The organism is Streptomyces sp. NPDC002734 (assembly GCF_040295685.1).
In the GTDB taxonomy this organism is placed as follows: domain Bacteria; phylum Actinomycetota; class Actinomycetes; order Streptomycetales; family Streptomycetaceae; genus Streptomyces.
The window spans coordinates 19853-38067 of record NZ_JBEOVU010000002.1 but is presented as its reverse complement, the minus strand read 5'-3'; the positions used below and the strand labels follow the sequence as shown (position 1 = coordinate 38067).

Genomic DNA, 18215 nt, shown 5'->3' with positions numbered 1-18215 from the left:
CGGGTAACGGCACGGTGGGCGGGGGCAGGCCGGTCGGGCTGCCCGTACCTGCCGTCTGCCCGGTATGGCAGGGTTGAACGGTCCACCCGCCGGACAGGTGGATCACAGGCCGAGAACGCGAGGTGCGAGTGAAGGACCGCTGGCGGCGGGGCGCGGGACAACTGGGGCGGAGCGTCGCCGTGTGGGTGGTCTCCACGCTCACCATGCTCGCCCTGGCCGGGCTGCTGCCCGACTTCCGCCTGGAGGCGCCCGACGGCGCCAGCGCGACCCGGCTCGGCGTCACCGCGGCCCTCGGGGCGGGCGTCTTCGGCCTGCTGTCCGCGCTGGTGTGGCCGCTGCTGGTCCGGCTGCTGCTCCTGGTGCCCGCGCTGGTGCTCGGGCTGCTGGTGTTCTTCCTCAACGGCGGTCTGCTCCTGGTCGCGCTGTGGGTCAACCCCGTCCAGCGCGGGGAGGCCGGACCGCAGACCGCGGTGGTGGTCGCCGCGGTGATGTCCGCGGTGGCCTCGGCCACCGGCGGCGCCCTCGCCGTCCGCGACGACGACGCCTACCGCCGCCGCCTCTACCGGCTGTCCGACCGCCGCAACCGACGCGAGGCGCGCGCCGCGATCGAGGGCCCGGTCACCCCCGGCATCGTCTTCGTCCAGCTCGACGGCGTCGGCCACGACGTGCTGATGGACGCCGTCGAGCGGGGACTGATGCCCACCGTGGCCCGCCGGCTCGGCAAGGACCCCGCGGCGCACGCGCCCACGCACCGGATCGCGCCCTGGCGCACCGACTGGTCCAGCCAGACCGGCGCCAGCCAGCTCGGCATCCTGCACGGTTCCAACGACGACGTGCCCGCCTTCCGCTGGTACGACAAGCAGCGCCGCGAGGTGATGGTCTGCAACCGTCCCTCCAGCGCCGTGGTGCTGGAGCAGCGTGCCGTCAAGCACTCCGGCCACCCCGGCCTGCTCGCCGTCGACGGCGCCAGCCGGGGCAACCTGTTCAGCGGCGGCGCGGGAGAGCAGGCCCTGGTGCTGTCCATCGCGGCACGCCGCCGCGGCAAGGGGTTCCGTTCCCGTTCCGGCTACTTCGCCTATTTCGCCGACCCCGCCAACGCGGTCCGCACCGCCCTGTCCTTCGTCGCCGAGGTGTTCCGGGAGATCGGGCAGTCGCTGCGCGCCCGGGCCGAACGCCGGCGGCCGCGGGTGAACCGCGGCGGGCTGTACCCGCTGCTGCGCGCCTTCGTGACGGTCGTCCAGCGGGACGTGGTGGCGTACGCGGTCGCCGGCGACATGCTCACCGGCCGCAGCGCCGTCTACGCCGACCTGGTCGCCTACGACGAGGTGGCCCACCACTCCGGGCCGCGCAGCCGCGACGCCGCGCAGGTGCTGCGCCGGCTGGACCGGACCCTGTCGCTCCTCGAGAAGGTCGCCGAGCACTCTCCCCGGCCGTACCGGTTCGTCGTCCTCTCCGACCACGGGCAGAGCCCCGGCGAGACCTTCCGCTCCCGCTACGGCCTCTCGCTGGGCGACATGGTGCGGGCCGGCTGCGGACTGCCCGTGCCGCGCCGCGCGCGCCGCACCCGCAGCGGCGCGGAGGCCCGGGCCGCGGTGCTGGCCGCGCTGCACCGGCCGGTCGAGGAGGGCGCCGGGGAGCACCTGCTGCCGACCCCGGGCGCCGAACCCGTCGTGCTGGCCTCGGGCAACCTGGGCCTGGTGTCCTTCCCCGACGTCGGGCACCGGATGAGCCGCGAGGAGATCGACGCCCGTCACCCCGCGCTGCTGTCCACGCTGGCCGACCACCCCGGGATCGGCTTCCTGCTGGTCCGCAGCGAGCGGCACGGCGCCCTGGTGATGGCACACGGCGTCGAGGTCCCGCTGGCGGGGCTCAGCGACGACGAGCCCGGACCGCTCGCGTGCTACGGCCCCGGGGCGGTGGCCGCCGTGCGGCGCACGGACGGCTTCCCCCACACGGCCGACATCATGATCAACTCCATGTACGACCCGGCCACCGGCGAGGTGCACGCCTTCGAGGAACAGATCGGCTCGCACGGCGGACTGGGCGGCGAGCAGAGCCGGGCCTTCCTGATGGCGCCGATGACGCTGCCCGCCCCGGAGGGCGAGCTGGTGGGCGCCGAGGCCGTCCACCGGGTGCTGCGGCGGTGGCTGGAGGGTTCGCGGGACGAGACCTTCGGGCGCGCCGCGAGGAATGTGTGATGGCATGGGGGTAGCCGATGGAGGTGATCCGGGACGCCGTCCCGGAAGCCGCACCGGCGTCAGAAGTGTTTCCGTAGGAAGGAATCAAACGTGGCCACCACGCGATCCGCCCACACCGTCTGGGAGGGCAACCTCCTCGAGGGCAGCGGCGTCGTCACCTTCGACTCGTCCGGCATCGGCGAGCAGCCGGTCTCCTGGCCGTCGCGGGCCGAGAAGGCCAACGGAAAGACCAGCCCGGAGGAGCTGATCGCCGCGGCCCACTCGTCGTGCTTCTCGATGGCGCTCTCGCACGCCCTGGCCGGCGCCGGCACCCCGCCGGAGCGGCTCACCACCTCCGCGGACGTCACCTTCCAGCCCGGCGAGGGCATCACCGGCATCCACCTGACGGTGGAGGGCACGGTGCCGGGCATCGACGACGACGCGTTCGTCGCCGCCGCCGAGGACGCCAAGAAGAACTGCCCGGTCAGCCAGGCGCTCACCGGCACCACCATCACCCTGTCGGCGAAGCTCGCCTGACACCCCGCCGGCGCGGCGGCGGACCTCCTCCGCCGCGCCGTCCCGGGCGCCGTCCGTTCACCTGTACCGCTCCCGGTACTCGCGCAGCAGGGCGCGGGTGCGTTCGGTGGAGGCGGCGCGGGCCGTCATGTGGTCGAGGGCCTCCAGGTGGGCGGCGACCTCGTTGCGGGAGTCGAGATAGAGCGCGCCGGTGAGGTACTCGGTGAAGACCATGTCGGGCAGCTCCGGCTCCGCGAAGCGGAACAGGGAGAACGGCGCGTAGGCCCCCGGGTGCGGACCGGACGCGAACTCGGCGACCTGGAGCGTGACGTGCGCCTGCCCCGTGGCCTCCAGCAGCCGGTCGATCTGTTCGCGCATCACCCGGGCGTCGGAGCTGACCGGGCGGCGCAGCACCGTCTCCTCCATGATCACCCACAGCTTCGGCGGGGTCTCCCGCTCCAGCAGCCGCTGCCGGGTCATCCGCAGCGCCACGTGCCGCTCGACGGTGGCCTCGGCGTCCGCGCCGGTCGCCCCCGCCCGCAGCACCGCGCGGGCGTAGTCCTCGGTCTGCAGCAGCCCCGGCACGAAGTGGGGCTCGTAGGACCGCAGCATCTTCGCCGCGCCCTCCAGGCTCACGTACAGCGAGAACCAGTCGGGCAGCACGTCGTGGAACCGCTGCCACCAGCCCGGCCGGTTGGCGTCCTCGGCGAGCGCCACGAACTCCGCCGCCTCCTGCTCGGGGACCCCGTAGGCGGAGAGCAGCATCTGCACGTACGGGATCTTCAGCGCGACCTCGGCCGTCTCCATGCGGCGCACCGTCGCGGGCGCGACGTGCAGGACCCTGGCGGCCTCCTCGCGCTTGAGTCCGGCCGTCTCACGGAGCTCCTGGAGCCGCTTGCCGAGCACCACCTGACCGACGGTGGGCGCGGTGCGTCGCTCGCTCACGCCGTCCTCCCCAGACCTTCACGCCTTCGCTGCGGGGGGCAGTCTGCCACGCCGCTCCGTGATGTCCCACCGTTGCGGTCATTCTCTGGCCACGACTCGCGGCATGTGGGGGGCCACGGCCCGCGGGTCCGCCCCGGGGCGGGGGGCCTGTGGCAGGCTGGGCGGGAGGATCATCCGTGGTCACCTGTGGGAGGAGAACGGGTCATGGCCGTGCAACCGCTGACGGAGCCCGAGATCGAGGAACGGCTGTCCGTACTGCCGGCCTGGCGGGCGGTGGACGACCACCTGGTGCGCTCCTACCGTCTCGCCTCGCACAAGGCGGCCGCCGCGCTGGTCGCGGAGGTCGCCCGGGTCCAGGACGAGCTGGACCACCACTCCGACCTGACCCTCGGCTACGACACGGTGGACGTGTCGGTGAACACCCACAGCGTGGGCGGCCGGATCACCGCGCTGGACGTCGAACTGGCCGACCGGATCGAGGAACTGGCCGCCCGCCACGACGCGCACTGACCTCCCCGGACAGACCCTAGGGGTTCACGAAGGTTCCGAGCAGGCGGCGGCCCTCCTGGGCGGCCGCCCGGGGGCTCTCCAGCGGCCGGACCTCGGCGTCCTTGAAGACCAGGTAGGTCACCCCGGACTGGGCGCCGCCGCCCACCGGGTGGGGGTCCAGGCCCAGCGCCTTCGCCGCGGCGTAGGAGGCCTCGCCGATGAGGTCGGTGGGGCCGATGTCCCCGACCACCGCGTACGCGATCCGGTCCCCGTGCAGCAGCACCACCGGATCCCCGGCGTCCACCCCCGCCGCGGCGTGGTCCCACGCCTTGCCGGGCCCCGGCACGACCACGTACGGCAGCCGGTCGGCGCGCAGCGGTATGCCGTCGGCCTGGTGGAAGGCGGTGTCGGGCCGGAACCAGGGGTCGGTCCGCTCGTTGCAGAGCTTGGTGCGCAGCCCGTCGCAGTCGACGTCGAGGTCGGCGGTCCAGTGGACCACGTCGCCCTGGGCGCAGACCGGCACCTCGGGTCTGCGGCCCTCGTCGGTGCGGTACGCGCCGCGCGAGAGGCGGTGACAGGATCTCAGCTTGTCCCGCACCGTCCACGCGGTCACCGGGAGGTCGACGACCCGCACCGGGCCGCGGCCGGGCAGCGCCCCGGGCCGGGCGACGGGCGCCGGGCCCCCGGAGTCGTAGGCCGCGCCGGCGACGCCGGCCGGGAGCAGCGCGGCGGACAGGAGGGCCACGCCGAGGAACGCGGTACGGGTCGGGCTGCTGGTACGCACTGCTGCGGAACCCTCTTTCTCCGGGCCCCTTGCGGGCCGCTCGGGTCAGCGGGGGAGCAGTCGGGCGGCCGTCCCGGGGGCCGGGGTGCGGCCCCCGGGACGGCGCGCGCCGTCAGACCATGTCGAAGGTGGCGGGGTCCGCGCCGGTGCGCCGGCCCTCGTCCAGGGCCCGGACCGCGGCGAGGTCCTCCTCGTCCAGGGAGAAGTCGAAGACCTCGAAGTTCTCCTTGATCCGGGACGGCGTGGCCGACTTCGGGATCACGATGTTGCCCGTCTGAAGGTGCCAGCGCAGCACCACCTGGGCGGGCGTGCGGCCGTGCTTGCGGGCGATCGCGGCGATGGCCGGGACCTCGAGGAGGCCCTTGCCGGCGCCCAGCGGCGACCAGGCCTCCGTGGCGATGCCGAGTTCGGCGTGGACCGCGCGCGCCTCGGCCTGCTGGAGGCGGGGGTGGAGTTCGATCTGGTTGACCGCCGGGACCACCGAGGTGGCCTCCATGAGCTCCCGCAGGTGCTCGGGGAGGAAGTTGGAGACCCCGATCGCCCGGATCAGGCCCTCGGCGTGCAGCTTCTCGAACGCCTTGTACGTCTCCACGAAGGTGCCCCGCTTGGGCAGCGGCCAGTGGATCAGGTACAGGTCCACGTAGTCCAGGCCGAGCTTCTTCAGCGAGGCGTCGAAGGCGCGCAGGGTGGAGTCGTGGCCCTGGTCGCTGTTCCAGAGCTTGGTGGTGACGAAGACCTCCTCACGGGGAAGGCCGGAGGCGGCCACGGCCCTGCCCGTGCCCCGCTCGTTGCCGTAGGCGGCCGCCGTGTCGATGCTGCGGTAGCCGGCCTCGAGGGCGGTGGCCACCGCGCGCTCCGCCTCGTCGTCCGGGATCTGCCAGACCCCGAAGCCCAGCTGAGGCATCTCCACACCGTTGTTCAGGACGACCGGGGGGACCTTGCTGCTCACGCGCTCTCGATCCTTCGTTGGACGGACAATGCATCCCATCCTCAACGATCGGCCGGCGTACCGCATTCCGGGGGCGGCGGACGGGTCCCGTGAGGGGCCCGCGGCCGCCGGTCCGTCAACTCCGGTACAGTGCCTCCACCTCGGCCTGGTACGCCTTCTCGATGGCCTTGCGCTTGAGCTTCAGGGAGGGCGTCAGCAGGCCCTGCTCCTCGGTGAAGGGCTGGGCGAGGATGCGGAAGGTGCGGATCGACTCGGCCTGCGAGACCAGGCTGTTCGCGGCCTGCACGGCGCGCCGCACCTCCATCTCCAGAGCGGGGTCGCGCACCAGTTCGGAGGCGGCCAGGGGAGGCTTGTCACGCATCTGGAGCCAGTGTTCGACGGCCTCCTGGTCGAGGGTCACCAGCGCGGCGATGTAGGGGCGGTCGTCGCCCACCACCAGGCACTGCGCGACCAGCGGGTGGTCGCGGACCCGCTCCTCCAGCATCACCGGGGAGACGCTCTTGCCGCCGGAGGTCACCAGGATCTCCTTCTTGCGGCCCGTGATCCGCAGGTAGCCGTCCTCGTCCAGCCGGCCGAGGTCGCCGGTGGCCAGCCAGCCGCCGCGCAGCACGTCCTCGGTGGCCCGGGGGTCGTTGAGGTAGCCGTGGAAGAGGATGTCGCCGGCCAGCCAGATCTCGCCGTCGTCCGCGATGTGCACGGTGACGCCGGGGATCGGCGGGCCCACCGTGCCGGAGCGGACGCGGTCGGGCGGGTTGGCGGTGGCCGCGGCGGTGGTCTCGGTCAGGCCGTACCCCTCGAAGACGCGCACCCCCGCCCCGGCGAAGAACAGGGTCAGCCGGCGGTCCATGCCGGAGCCGCCCGTCATGGCGTGCCGCACCCGGCCGCCCAGCGCCTGCCGCACCTTGCCGTAGACCAGCTTGTCGAAGAACTGGTGCTGCATCCGCAGGGCGGTCGACGGGCCCGGTCCCAGGCCCCAGTCCCTCTCCTCCATCGCCTCCGCGTACCGCACGGCCACGTCGGCGGCCTTGTCGAAGGCGGCGCCCTTCCCGAAACGCTCCGCCTTGCGGCGGGCCGCCTGGAAGATCTTCTCGAAGATGTACGGCACGGCCAGCACGAAGGAGGGCCGGAAGGAGGCGAAGTCCGCCATCAGCACCGCGGCGTTCAGCTCGGGCTGGTGCCCCAGCCGCACCCCGTGGCGGATGCTCGCCACCTCCACCATCCGGCCGAACACGTGGGCCAGCGGCAGGAAGAGCAGGGTGGACGCCTCGTCGCCCGGACGGGAGTGGAAGACCGGCTCCCAGCGGCCCACCATGGTGTCCGCCTCGGCCATGAAGTTGCCGTGGCTGAGGACGCAGCCCTTGGGGCGGCCGGTGGTGCCCGAGGTGTAGATGACCGTGGCCACGGTCTCCGGGGTGACCGCGTTGCGGTGCCGGTGGGCGACGTCGTCGTCCAGGTGGGCGCCGGCCGCGGAGAGTTCCGCCACCGCGCCCGCGTCCATCTGCCACAGGCGGCGCAGGGTCGGCGCGCGGTCGATGACGGTGGCCACCGTCATCGCGTGGTCCTCGTGCTCCACGACGGCCGCGGTGACCTCGGCGTCGTGGAACATCCAGGCGACCTGCTCGGCCGAGGAGGTCGGGTAGACCGGCACCACCTGGGCGCCGACCGTCCACAGCGCGAAGTCGAAGAGCGTCCACTCGTAGCGGGTGCGGGCCATCACGGCCACCCGGTCGCCGAACCGGACGCCCTCGGCTATCAGGCCCTTGGCGAGGGCCAGCACCTGGTCGCGGAACTCGGCGGCGGTGACGTCCTGCCAGTCGCCGGAGCGGTCCTTGCGGGTGAGCACCACGCGGTCCGGCTCCGTCTGGGCACGCCGGAAGACGGTGTCGGCCAGGCCGCCGACGGGCGGTGTCCCCGCCAGCGGCGGGTTGTAGTACTCACGCAAGGCCGATCCCCGCTTCCGTGCCCTGGTCACGCGCTCTGGTCACGCGCCGTGAACCGATCCCCCCGGCGCGTGAAACTACCTCACCCGGCGGTCGGCCGGGAGGGGGGCCGGGTGCGGGGGACCCCCGGAAGCCCTCGGCGGGGGCGGAGCGAATGGGGTGAACGGGGGTATGGCGACCACCTGGACCTACGCAGGCGTAACTTCTGTGCGCGGGTCTTTACCGAACCCTCGCGGCCCGGTCACCGGGTCGCGCGTGTCGTGTCCGCGACGTGCGTGAAGGGGACGGCACGGGGCGGGCGGCGGCTCCCGGGTGTCCGACGGTCGGGGTGGCCGGCGGTTCAGGGGTGGCCCCGGTGCAGGCGCTCGCCGCCGGCCAGGACCGCCGCGGCCAGTGCCTGGGCGGCGCCGCGGGCCGGGCCCGGCCGGTGCCCGTGCAGCAGGACGAAGTCCACCCGGCCCAGCTCGGGCAGCCCCGCACGGTCCGGAACCCGCACCAGCCCCGGCGGGATCAGGCCCCGGGAGTGCGGCATCACCCCCAGGCCCGCGCGGGCCGCGGCGATCAGACCGTTGAGGCTTCCGCTGGTGCAGGCGATCCGCCAGGCGCGCCCCTGCCTCTCCAGCGCCTCCAGGGCCAGTGCGCGGGTGATGCCCGGCGGCGGGTAGACGATCAGCGGCACCGGGCGTTCCGGGTCCAGCCGCAGCCGCTCCGCGCCGATCCACACCAGCCGGTCCTGGCGCACCAGCTGCCCGCGCGGGTCGTGCGGCCGCCGCTTGGCCAGCACCAGATCCAGCTTCCCCGCCGCCAGCCGCTCGTGGAGCGTGCCGGAGAGCTCGACGGTCAGCTCCAGGTCCACCTCGGGGTGGTCGTAACGGAACCCCTCCAGGATCTCCGGAAGCCGGGTCAGCACGAAGTCCTCCGACGCCCCGAACCGGAGCCGGCCGCGTGGGCGCTCGCCGGAGAAGAACGACGTCGCCTGCTCGTGCACCTCCAGGATCCGGCGCGCGAACCCCAGCATCGCCTCGCCGTCCTCGGTCAGCTCCACCGAATGGGTGTCCCGGGCGAACAGCGGCCGGCCGGTGGCGTCCTCCAGGCGGCGCACGTGCTGACTGACCGTCGACTGGCGCACCCCGAGCCGGTGCGCGGCCCCGGTGAAACTCAGCGTCTGCGCCACCGCGAGGAAGGTCCGCAGATGGGAGGGGTCGTACATGGGAGGAACCCTAACGGCGGACCGGATGCCGGTCATCACGGAACGCGATCACAGTGAGAGCGGTATGCCGGATTCCCGATCACGGCGGGAGGGTGGACGATGGAGAGGGCACGTCATGACCTCGTGCCTTGCCCCTGCCCCCTGGAATCCGGAGCACTGAAACACCGTGAAACGCCCGCAGTGGCCGAGCTGGATGCCGGTCGACCCCTACATCGTGCTGCTGCTGGCGACGGTGGGGGTGGCGGCGCTGCTCCCGGCCCGGGGGGTCGCCGCCGACGGTGTCTCCTGGCTGGCGACGGCCTCGGTGGCGTTCCTCTTCTTCCTCTACGGCGCACGGCTGTCCACCCGTGAGGCGCTGGACGGCCTGCGTCACTGGCGGCTCCACCTGACCATCCTGGGCTGCACGTTCGTGCTCTTCCCGCTGCTCGGGCTGGCCTGCCAGGTGCTGGTCCCGGTCCTCCTCGACGACGCCCTCTACCGGGGGCTGCTCTTCCTCACCCTGGTGCCGTCGACCATCCAGTCCTCCATCGCGTTCACCTCCGTCGCCCGCGGCAACGTGCCCGCGGCGATCTGCGCGGGCTCCTTCTCCTCCCTCGTCGGCATCGTCCTCACGCCCCTGCTGGTGGCGCTGCTGCTCGGGGGCGAGATCGGGGGAGGGGGCGGGTTCTCCACGGACGCGGTGCTGCGGATCGTGCTGCAGCTGCTCGTGCCGTTCCTCGCCGGGCAGCTGCTGCGGCGCTGGATCGGCGCAGTGGTGCTGCGGCACCGGCGGCTGCTGTCCCTCGTCGACCGGGGGGCGATCCTGCTGGTCGTCTACTCCGCCTTCAGCCAGGGCATGGTGCGGGGGGTCTGGGGCCAGGTGAGCGTGGTCCGGCTCCTCGAGCTGATCGGGGTCGAGGCGGTGCTGCTCGCCGTGGTGCTGGCGGTCACCTGGTACGGCTCCAAGGCGCTCCGGTTCGACCGGGGGGACCGGGTGGCGATCCAGTTCGCCGGCTCGACGAAGTCGCTCGCGGCGGGACTGCCGATGGCGAGCGTGCTGTTCGGGGCGGAGGCGTCCCTCGCGGTGCTCCCGCTGATGCTCTTCCACCAGATGCAGCTGATGGTCGCCGCGGTCGTCGCCCGCCGCCGCGAACGAGACCCCGCCCCCACCGACGCCCGCCCCCACTACGCCAGCACGGCACCCCGGTAGCGCCCCCGGCTCCGAGCCTCCCGCCCCGCGGCCCCGCCCTCGGGGCCGCCGCCTCAGCCGCGCCACACCAGCGTGTACCGCCAGAACAGCCGCCGGCGAAGGCGGACGCCGGGCAGCACCTGACGAGCCTCGCGGACGATCTCGGTGAAGGTCATGGTCGCGGGGCGGGTGGGGGCGGTCATGGAGACCGGCCGCGGCCCCCTACGTCCCCTGTTCTTGATCCAGGCCATGGCGACGTTCGCCGGCACGGCCACGGCGTCGATCAGGCGGTCGCTCAGGGACGTCTGACGGCACACGCCGACGACGACCAGGGTCCCGCCGGGCGCCAGGTGCCGGCGGAAGCAGGCGAGGGCCTCGCCGAACGGCAGGTGATGGAGGGTGGCGACACAGGTGATGACGTCGTAGGCGCCGGGCGGCGCCTCCCTCAGCGCGTCGCCGACGGTGAAGGTCACCGGTGCGGTGGGGGCGGTGAGCTCCCGCGCGCGACCGACGACGGCCGGATCGAGGTCGATGCCGTGCACCGAGCCGGCCCGTGAGGCCAGGAGCCGGGCCAGGTCCCCGCTGCCCGACCCGACGTCCAGAGCCCTGCCCGCCCGCCTGGGCAGCCGACGCAGGATCCACCGGTGGTAGTGGGCGTTGTGGTCCCAGGGGCGGGCCGCGTGAAAGCGCTCCAGGGCTCGCAGGACACGGTGCGACAAGATCTCCATGGCGTGAGTGCACCAGTTCCCGGCCTGCCTACGGAACCCTGCGGGTGCCGCGGTTCACAGGGCAGGCATGCGTTCCACCGTGGAGATCCTGACGGCGGTGATCGACTTCAGGGGGCCGTTCTCGAGCTCGGAGGGGAGCGGGGCCGTGTCCCCCCGCCTGGTCTTCCCCGGGCCCAGCTTGTCCGCCGTCACTCCGGTCGAGCCGAGGACGTCGCCGTCCTCGTCCAGAAACTCGAACCCGACGAAGTAGTGGGCGTCGTCCTCGCCGCCGTTGGTGATCTCGTACTTCACCACGTACGAGCCCGGGCCCCACGTCGCGTGGTCCTCGAAGCCGGACTCCAGGATCCTCGCGTCCCGCGGGGTGGCGTCGTCCGGGCTCGTGACCGGCTCGGGCCGGGCGTTCACGTTCGCTCGGGCCTTCCCCGCGGTGCCGCTGTCCTCCGCGGCTGCGCAGCCGGCCACCAGGCCCGCGGCAACGACCAGGCCGGCGACGACGACGGCGACTCTTCCTCTACGCATGGCACCTCTCCTTGAACGGTCGGTCGGGACGCCCGGAACGTAGCGGCGCACCCCGGCCGACGCGTGGAGAGACATGCCGAGCAGCCCGCACGAGGCACAGCTCGACCATGTGACCGATACACGCAGGGTCACAGGAAAAGGGCGGGGTCCCGGCGGCGCAGGGGGCGCTCCCCGCCTGCCGGGGCCCCGCCCGCTCCTGGGGCGGAGGGAACGGGACGTCAGGTCCGCACGGCCGGGGCGGCCGTGAGGGCGATCCGTTCCTCTCCCGCGTAGACGTTCATGGACGCTCCCCGCAGGAAGCCCACCAGCGTGAGCCCCGTCTCCGCCGCGAGGTCCACGGCGAGCGAGGAGGGCGCGGACACCGCGGCGAGCACCGGTATGCCCGCCATCACCGCCTTCTGCGCGAGCTCGAAGGACGCCCGCCCCGACACCATCAGCACGGTGCGCGACAGCGGCAGCGCGTCGTTCTGCAGGGCCCGCCCGACCAGCTTGTCCACCGCGTTGTGCCGCCCCACGTCCTCCCGGACGTCCAGCAGCTCCCCGGTCTCGGAGAACAGCGCCGCCGCGTGCAGCCCGCCGGTGCGGTCGAACACCCGCTGCGCCTCCCGCAGCCGCTCCGGCAGCACCGACAGCAGCGCCGGCTCCAGCGACATGCCCGGGCCGTCCCCGTCGTCGATCGCCCAGCGCGCCGTCGTGCGCACCGCGTCCAGGCTCGCCTTGCCGCACAGCCCGCACGAGGAGGTGGTGTAGACGTTCCGCTCCAGGGTGATGTCCGGCATCACGACCCCGGGCGCGGTCCGCACGTCCACGACGTTGTAGGTGTTGGCCCCGTCGGCCGTCGCGCCCGCGCAGTACACGATGTTGCGCAGCTCCGCGGCCGAGCCCAGCACCCCCTCGCTGACGAGGAACCCGGCGGCGAGCGCGAAGTCGTCGCCGGGCGTGCGCATGGTGATGGCCAGCGGCTTGCCGTTGAGCCGGATCTCCAGAGGTTCCTCGGCGACGAGCGTGTCCGGACGGGCGGAGACCACCCCGTCGCGGATCCGGATCACCCTGCGTCGTTCCGTGACTCGTCCCATAGCCCTGTCAGTCCCGGTTCTGTACGTGCTGGTAGCCGAAGCGGCCCTTGATGCAGAGATTGCCGTGGGTCACCGGGTTGTCGTGCGGCGAGGTGACCTTGACGATCTCATTGTCCTGAACGTGCAGGGTGAGGTTGCACCCTACTCCGCAGTAGGCGCAGACCGTGGTGGTCCGCGTCTGCCGGGACTCGTCCCACGTACCCGCTGCGCGCAGGTCGAACTCGCTCTTGAAGGAGAGTGCCCCGGTCGGGCACACCTCGACGCAGTTGCCGCAGTACACGCAGGCCGACTCGGTGAGCGGGCCGTCGTGCTCGACGGCGATCCGCGCGTCGAACCCGCGCCCCGCGACGGAGATGGCGAAGGTGTTCTGCCACTGCTCCCCGCAGGCGTCCACGCACTTGTAGCAGAGCACGCACTTGCCCAGGTCGCGGACGTACAGGTCGTTGTCGACCCTCGGCCCGTCGGTCTGCCGGGCGGCGTCCGGTCCGAAGCGGTCCGGCTCGGCCCCGTACTCCTCGATCCATCCGGCGGCCCCGGGGGTGGTGGAGAGGTCCACCGAGGAGGCGAGGAGTTCCAGCACCACCTTCCGGCTGTGCCGGACCCGCTCGGTGCCGGTGCGCACCACCATGCCCGGCTCGGCCCGGCGCGAGCAGGCCGGCGCCAGCGTCCGCCCGCCCTCGACCTCGACGACGCAGACCCGGCAGGCGTTCCTCGGCTCCAGCGTGTCGCCCTGGCAGAGGGTCGGCACGTCCTTGCCCGCGGCGCGGCAGGCGTCGAGGATCGTGGAGCCCTCCGGGACCCGGACCTCCTCGCCGTCCAGGGTGAACTCCAGGAGGCGGCGCGGCACGCCGAGCGGTATCGCGGTCACTGGTAGACCCCCAGACGGTCGATGGCGGATTCCACGGCGTTCCAGGCGGTCTGCCCCAGACCGCAGATCGAGGCGTCCTTCATGGCCCGGCCCACCTCGCGCAGCAGGGCGACGTCCCCGGCGGCGTCCGCGCCGGCGCGCCCGGCGATACGGTGCAGCGCCTCCTCCTGGCGGACCGTCCCCACCCGGCAGGGCACGCACTGGCCGCAGGACTCGTCGCGGAAGAACTCGGCGATCCGCAGCAGCAGCCGCGGCAGCGGCACCGTGCCGTCGAAGGCCAGCACCACGCCGGAGCCGAGGGTGGCCCCGGCCTCGCGGGTGCCCTCGAAGGTGAGCGGGACGTCCAGTTCGTCGGCGCGCACGAAGGAGCCGGCCGCCCCGCCGAGCAGGACCGCCCGCAGCCCGTCCCGCACCCCCGCCAGCTCCAGCAGCCCGCCCAGCGTCGCGCCGAAGGGCAGCTCGTACATGCCGGGCCGCGCGACGCTGCCGGAGACGCAGAACAGCTTGGTCCCGGTCGACTTCGCGGTTCCGGTGGCGGCGTAGGCGGGCGCCCCCATGGTGAGCACCGGCAGGACGTTGACCAGGGTCTCCACGTTGTTCGCGGCGGTGGGTCTGCCGAACAGCCCCCTCTCCACCGGGAAGGGCGGCTTGGAGCGGGGCTCGCCCCGGCGGCCCTCGATCGAGTTGAACAGCGCGGTCTCCTCGCCGCAGACGTACGCGCCCGCGCCCCGCCGGATCTCGATGTCGAAGGCGTACCCCATGCCCATGACGTCCTCGCCGAGGAACCCCCGGGCCCGGGACTGCGCGATCGCGTGCTCCAGACGGCGCAGCGCCCGCGGGTACTCGCCGCGCAGGTAGAGGTAGCCCCGGTGCGCGCCGGTCGCGTACCCGGCGACCGTCATCGCCTCCACCAGGGCGTACGGGTCGCCCTCCATCAGGACCCGGTCCTTGAAGGTGCCGGGCTCCGACTCGTCGGCGTTGCAGACCAGGTAGTGCGGGCGGTCCGGCTGGGAGGCGGTGGCACGCCACTTCACCCCGGTGGGGAAGGCGGCGCCGCCCCGGCCCACCAGCCCGGAGTCGGTGACCTCGCGGATCACCCCCGCCGGGCCGAGCGCGAAGGCGCGGCGCAGCGCGCTCCAGCCGCCGTGCGCCCGGTAGTCGTCGAGCGAGTACGGGTCCACCACGCCGACCCGGCGCAGCAGCACCAGGTCCGGCTGCCCGGCCTGCGGGACGGCCAGGGCGGCGGGCGGCTCCTCGGCGGCCGACTCCGGGGCGGTGGCCGCCAGGACGGCCGAGGCGGCGGTGGCCGGCGCGGCCACCGCGGTGCGCACCGGTTCGCCCGCCCGGATCGCCAGGGCCGCCGGGGCCCGCTCGCACAGCCCCAGGCACCCACTCGCCTGCACCTGGACGCCCGAGCCGGGTCCGAGCCGCTCCCGGGCGGCGGCCAGCACGCCGTCCGCGCCGGCCGGGGCGCAGGCGATGTCGGTGCACACGTGCAGCACCGTCCGCGGCCGGGGCTTCACGGAGAACAGGGCGTAGAAGGTGGCCACCCCGTACGCCTCGGCCGGGGGGACCGTCAGGCGGCGGCAGAGGTAGTCCAGCGCGCCGTCGCTGATCCAGCCGATCCGGTCGTTGATCGCGTGCAACCCCGGCAGCAGCAGGTCGCGGCGGTCGCGTGCGGCCCGGCCGCCGCGCGCCCACCGCAGGTCGGCGGGGGGCATATCGTCGCGTTCCGCGCCCTCCCAGGAGGACGCCGGCGGTCCGAGCAGCGCGTCGACCGCGGCGCGTTCCTCGTCGGTGGGTTCGCTGTCGCCGAAGTGCAGGTCCACCAGGTCACCTCACGTGGTCGGGCGTGGGCGGGGGCATGAGCGAGGACGCGGGCATGGGCGAGGGCGCGGGGAGCTTCTCGATCCGGATCGCCGACGCCTTGAACTCCGCCGTGCCGGCGATCGGGCAGTTGGCCTCGATGGTCAGGGCGTTGGTGTCCACCTCGTCGGGGAAGTGGAAGGTCATGAACGCCAGCCCCGGCCGCAGCGCGGTGTCGATCCACACCGGGGCGACGACCGCGCCGCGCCGGGAGACCACCCGCACCTCCTCGCCGACGGTGACGCCGTACCGCCCGGCGTCCTCCGGGCTGAGCTCGACGTACTCGCCGCGCCGGAGCGGCGAGGCGAAACCGCCGCTCTGCACACCGGTGTTGTAGGAGTCCAGGCGCCGCCCGGTGGTCAGCCGCACCGGATGGTCCTCGTCGGTGACGTCCACCGGCGGATCGTGCTGCACCAGCCCGAACGGCGCCCTCCTGCCCCGGCGTCCCGGATCGCGCTCCCACAGCCTGCCGTGCAGGTAGGTCGGCTCGAGACGCTCGGTGGACGGGCAGGGCCACTGGATGCCCTGGTGCTCGTCCAGCCGGTCGTAGGTCATGCCGTGGTGGTCGGGTGAGACCGCGCGCAGTTCGTTCCACACCGACTCGGCGTCCGCGTACGTCCAGTCGTGGCCCAGCCGCCCGGCCAGGTCGCAGAGGATGTCGATGTCCTCGCGGGCCTCCCCGGGCGGGGTGACGGCCGCCCGCACCCGCTGCACGCGGCGCTCGCTGTTGGTGAAGGTGCCGTCGGTCTCCGCCCAGCCGGCCGTCGACGGCAGCACCACGTCGGCGAGTTCGGCCGTCGCCGTCATGAAGATGTCCTGCACCACCAGGAAGTCCAGCTCCCTCAGGCGGCGCACCGCCTGCTCGCTGTCCGCCTCCGACTGCGCGGGATTCTCACCGACGCAGTAGACGGCCCGCAGCGAGCCCTCCTCCATCGCCTCGAACATCTCGGTGAGGTTCAGGCCGTAGCGGGGCTGGATGGTGGTGTTCCAGGCGCCCTCGAACTTCCGCCGCACCGCCGGGTCCAGGATGTCCTGGAAGCCGGGGAGCCGGTTGGGGATGGCGCCCATGTCGCCGCCGCCCTGCACGTTGTTCTGGCCGCGCAAGGGCTGCAGGCCGGAGCCGAACCGTCCGACGTGCCCGGTGAGCAGCGACAGGTTGATCAGCGCGCGGACGTTGTCGGTGCCGTTGTGGTGCTCGGTGATGCCCAGGGTCCAGCACAGCTGCGCCCGCTCGGCGCGCGCGTAGGCGTGCGCGAGCTCGCGGATCGCCTCGGCCGGCACGCCGGTCACCTTCTCCGCCAGCGACGGCGTCCACGGCTCGACCAGCGCGCGGTACTCCTCGAAGCCGGTGGTGGCGCGCTCCACGAACGCCTCGTTCACCAGGCCGGCGGCGATGATCTCGCGCCCCACGGCGTGCGCCAGGGGGATGTCGGTGCCGACGTTCAGGCCCAGCCAGCTCTCCGCCCACCGCGCGGTGGAGGTCCGGCGCGGGTCGACGGCGTACATCCGGGCGCCGGCCCGGATGCCCTTGAGGACGTGCTGGAAGAAGATGGGATGCGCGAAGCGGGCGTTGGAGCCCCACATGACGATGACGTCGGTGTGCTCCACCTCCTCGTACGAGGAGGTGCCCCCGCCGGAGCCGAACGCCGCCGACAGCCCCGCCACGCTGGGCGCGTGACAGGTGCGGTTGCACGAGTCGACGTTGTTGGTGCCCATCACCACGCGGGCGAACTTCTGCGCCACGTAGTTCATCTCGTTGGTCGCCCGGGCGCACGAGAACATCCCGAACGCGCCGCGGTGCTCGCGCAGTGCCCGGGCGACGCGGTCCAGCGCCTCGCTCCAGGTGGCGCGGCGGAACGGCTCGTCGCGCGCGTCGCGGACCAGGGGGTGGGTGAGCCGGGTGTAGGTCTTCGGGGTCCGGCCGCGCCGCCGGGCGCGGGGCCCGGGAGCCACGGGGGAGACGGGGGAGTTGCTCATGCGGCGCTCCTCAGCGCGAGCAGGTCCGACAGGGCGTGGACCGTGCGAAGGGTGGGGGTGTCGACGCCGGTGATCTCCGCCAGTTCGAGCAACGCGGTGAGCAGCACGTCGAGTTCGAGGGGCCGCCCGCGCTCCAGGTCCTGAAGGGTGGAGGTGCGGTGGTCGCCGACCCGCTCCGCTCCCGCCAGCCGGCGCTCGACGGTGACGCCCACCGTGCAGCCCAGGGCCCGGGCCACCGCCAGCGTCTCGCGCATCATGGCCGTGACGACCCGGCGGGTGCCGTGGTGCACGCACATCTCGCGCATCGTGGCCCGGGTCAGGGCGCTGATCGGGTTGAACGTGGCGTTGCCCAGCAGTTTGACCCAGATGTCCTGGCGCAGGTCCGGCTCGACGGGGCATTTGAGGCCGCCGGCGACCATCGCCTCGCTGAAGGCGGTGCAGCGCGCGGAGACGGAGCGGTCGGGCTCGCCGATCGAGAACCGGGTCCCCTCGATGTGCCGCACCACTCCCGGGGCCGCGAGTTCGGTGGCCGCGTACACCACGCAGCCCACGGCACGCTCCGGGGCGATCACCTCGCTGACCGCTCCTCCGGGGTCCACGCTGCGCAGGCGTCGCCCGTCGTGCGGGCCGCCGTGGCGGTGGAAGTACCACCAGGGGATGCCGTTCTGCGCGGCGACCACCGCCGTCCCCGGCTTCAGCAGCGGCTTCAACAGCGGCCCGCAGGACGCGTAGGCGTTCGCCTTGAGGCCGAGGAACACGTGGTCCACCGGGCCGACCTCGGCGGGGTCGTCGGTGGCGGGGGGACGGGCGGTGAAGTCGCCACGGGGGCTCAGGACGCGCACGCCGTCCCGTCGCAAGGCCTCCAGATGGGCGCCGCGGGCGATCAGGTGCACCTCCACGCCCGCCCGGTGCAGAGCGGCGCCCACATAGGCGCCGATCGCGCCCGCGCCGAGTACCGCGACTCTCACAGCAAGCTCCGTCCGGTCGAGGGCGTACCGAGGAA

16 protein-coding genes are annotated in these 18215 nt (G+C 73.5%); 4 read left to right on the top strand and 12 right to left on the bottom strand.

Features of this window, described 5'->3' with window-relative positions:
- Positions 1–122: 122 nt before the first annotated feature.
- Together ABT026_RS01850 and ABT026_RS01845 are read left to right on the top strand one after the other, a co-directional pair.
- Positions 123–2198 (top strand): phage holin family protein, encoded by a 2076-nt coding sequence (locus ABT026_RS01850; protein WP_351111101.1) that lies wholly within the window; start codon positions 123–125, stop codon positions 2196–2198.
- 90 nt (positions 2199–2288) lie between these two features.
- A complete protein-coding gene (locus ABT026_RS01845; RefSeq protein WP_351111099.1) occupies positions 2289–2714 on the top strand; it encodes an OsmC family protein in 426 nt (141 codons plus the stop codon).
- Positions 2715–2771: 57 nt separating this feature from the next.
- On the opposite strand, the gene ABT026_RS01840 is transcribed toward ABT026_RS01845, so the two are convergent.
- Complete coding sequence (locus tag ABT026_RS01840; protein ID WP_351111097.1) at positions 2772–3638, bottom strand: Sco1979 family transcriptional regulator; 867 nt, start codon at positions 3636–3638, stop codon at positions 2772–2774.
- 204 nt (positions 3639–3842) lie between these two features.
- Between ABT026_RS01840 and ABT026_RS01835 the strand changes: the two genes are divergently transcribed.
- Positions 3843–4148, top strand: coding sequence for a 4a-hydroxytetrahydrobiopterin dehydratase (locus tag ABT026_RS01835; RefSeq protein ID WP_351111095.1), 306 nt, complete (start codon positions 3843–3845; stop codon positions 4146–4148).
- 16 nt (positions 4149–4164) lie between these two features.
- Here ABT026_RS01835 and ABT026_RS01830 read toward each other — a convergent pair whose 3' ends face one another.
- From ABT026_RS01830 to ABT026_RS01815, 4 genes are all read right to left on the bottom strand, one after another.
- A complete protein-coding gene (locus ABT026_RS01830; protein WP_351111093.1) occupies positions 4165–4911 on the bottom strand; it encodes a glycoside hydrolase family 75 protein in 747 nt (248 codons plus the stop codon).
- Positions 4912–5023: 112 nt separating this feature from the next.
- Positions 5024–5860, bottom strand: a complete 837-nt coding sequence (locus tag ABT026_RS01825) for an aldo/keto reductase (protein ID WP_351111091.1) — start codon at positions 5858–5860, stop codon at positions 5024–5026.
- Between the two features lie 115 nt (positions 5861–5975).
- Positions 5976–7802, bottom strand: coding sequence for an AMP-dependent synthetase/ligase (locus tag ABT026_RS01820; RefSeq protein ID WP_351111089.1), 1827 nt, complete (start codon positions 7800–7802; stop codon positions 5976–5978).
- Positions 7803–8140: 338 nt separating this feature from the next.
- Positions 8141–9010, bottom strand: a complete 870-nt coding sequence (locus ABT026_RS01815) for a LysR substrate-binding domain-containing protein (RefSeq protein ID WP_351111087.1) — start codon at positions 9008–9010, stop codon at positions 8141–8143.
- Between the two features lie 166 nt (positions 9011–9176).
- Between ABT026_RS01815 and ABT026_RS01810 the strand changes: the two genes are divergently transcribed.
- On the top strand, positions 9177–10199 hold the full coding sequence (locus tag ABT026_RS01810) for a bile acid:sodium symporter family protein (RefSeq protein ID WP_351111085.1): 1023 nt from the start codon (positions 9177–9179) through the stop codon (positions 10197–10199).
- A gap of 53 nt (positions 10200–10252) precedes the next feature.
- Here ABT026_RS01810 and ABT026_RS01805 read toward each other — a convergent pair whose 3' ends face one another.
- The 7 genes from ABT026_RS01805 to ABT026_RS01775 all read right to left on the bottom strand — a co-directional run bounded on the left by ABT026_RS01805 (position 10253) and on the right by ABT026_RS01775 (position 18180).
- Entirely contained in the window at positions 10253–10906 is a 654-nt protein-coding gene (locus tag ABT026_RS01805; protein ID WP_351111083.1) for a class I SAM-dependent methyltransferase, read from the bottom strand.
- A 54-nt stretch (positions 10907–10960) separates the two neighbouring features.
- A complete protein-coding gene (locus ABT026_RS01800; protein ID WP_351111081.1) occupies positions 10961–11425 on the bottom strand; it encodes an FxLYD domain-containing protein in 465 nt (154 codons plus the stop codon).
- A 218-nt stretch (positions 11426–11643) separates the two neighbouring features.
- A complete protein-coding gene (gene fdhD, locus ABT026_RS01795; protein ID WP_351111079.1) occupies positions 11644–12501 on the bottom strand; it encodes a formate dehydrogenase accessory sulfurtransferase FdhD in 858 nt (285 codons plus the stop codon).
- Between the two features lie 7 nt (positions 12502–12508).
- A complete protein-coding gene (locus ABT026_RS01790; protein ID WP_351111077.1) occupies positions 12509–13369 on the bottom strand; it encodes a 2Fe-2S iron-sulfur cluster-binding protein in 861 nt (286 codons plus the stop codon).
- Entirely contained in the window at positions 13366–15198 is a 1833-nt protein-coding gene (locus ABT026_RS01785; protein WP_351111075.1) for an NAD(P)H-dependent oxidoreductase subunit E, read from the bottom strand. The genes ABT026_RS01790 and ABT026_RS01785 overlap by 4 nt, the downstream gene beginning before the upstream one ends.
- 4 nt (positions 15199–15202) lie before the next feature.
- Positions 15203–17212 (bottom strand): molybdopterin oxidoreductase family protein, encoded by a 2010-nt coding sequence (locus tag ABT026_RS01780; RefSeq protein ID WP_351111073.1) that lies wholly within the window; start codon positions 17210–17212, stop codon positions 15203–15205.
- Positions 17209–18180, bottom strand: a complete 972-nt coding sequence (locus ABT026_RS01775) for a 2-dehydropantoate 2-reductase (protein WP_351111071.1) — start codon at positions 18178–18180, stop codon at positions 17209–17211. The genes ABT026_RS01780 and ABT026_RS01775 overlap by 4 nt, the downstream gene beginning before the upstream one ends.
- Positions 18181–18215 lie beyond the last annotated feature (35 nt).

Excerpts from the sequence above, each read along its gene's own strand:
- fdhD (WP_351111079.1), bottom strand. The coding sequence starts at position 12,501 with ATGGGACGAGTCACGGAACGACGCAGGGTGATCCGGATCCGCGACGGG.
- ABT026_RS01780 (WP_351111073.1), bottom strand. The coding sequence starts at position 17,212 with ATGAGCAACTCCCCCGTCTCCCCCGTGGCTCCCGGGCCCCGCGCCCGG.
- ABT026_RS01800 (WP_351111081.1), bottom strand. The coding sequence starts at position 11,425 with ATGCGTAGAGGAAGAGTCGCCGTCGTCGTCGCCGGCCTGGTCGTTGCC.
- ABT026_RS01805 (WP_351111083.1), bottom strand. The coding sequence starts at position 10,906 with ATGGAGATCTTGTCGCACCGTGTCCTGCGAGCCCTGGAGCGCTTTCAC.
- ABT026_RS01835 (WP_351111095.1), top strand. The coding sequence starts at position 3,843 with ATGGCCGTGCAACCGCTGACGGAGCCCGAGATCGAGGAACGGCTGTCC.
- ABT026_RS01815 (WP_351111087.1), bottom strand. The coding sequence starts at position 9,010 with ATGTACGACCCCTCCCATCTGCGGACCTTCCTCGCGGTGGCGCAGACG.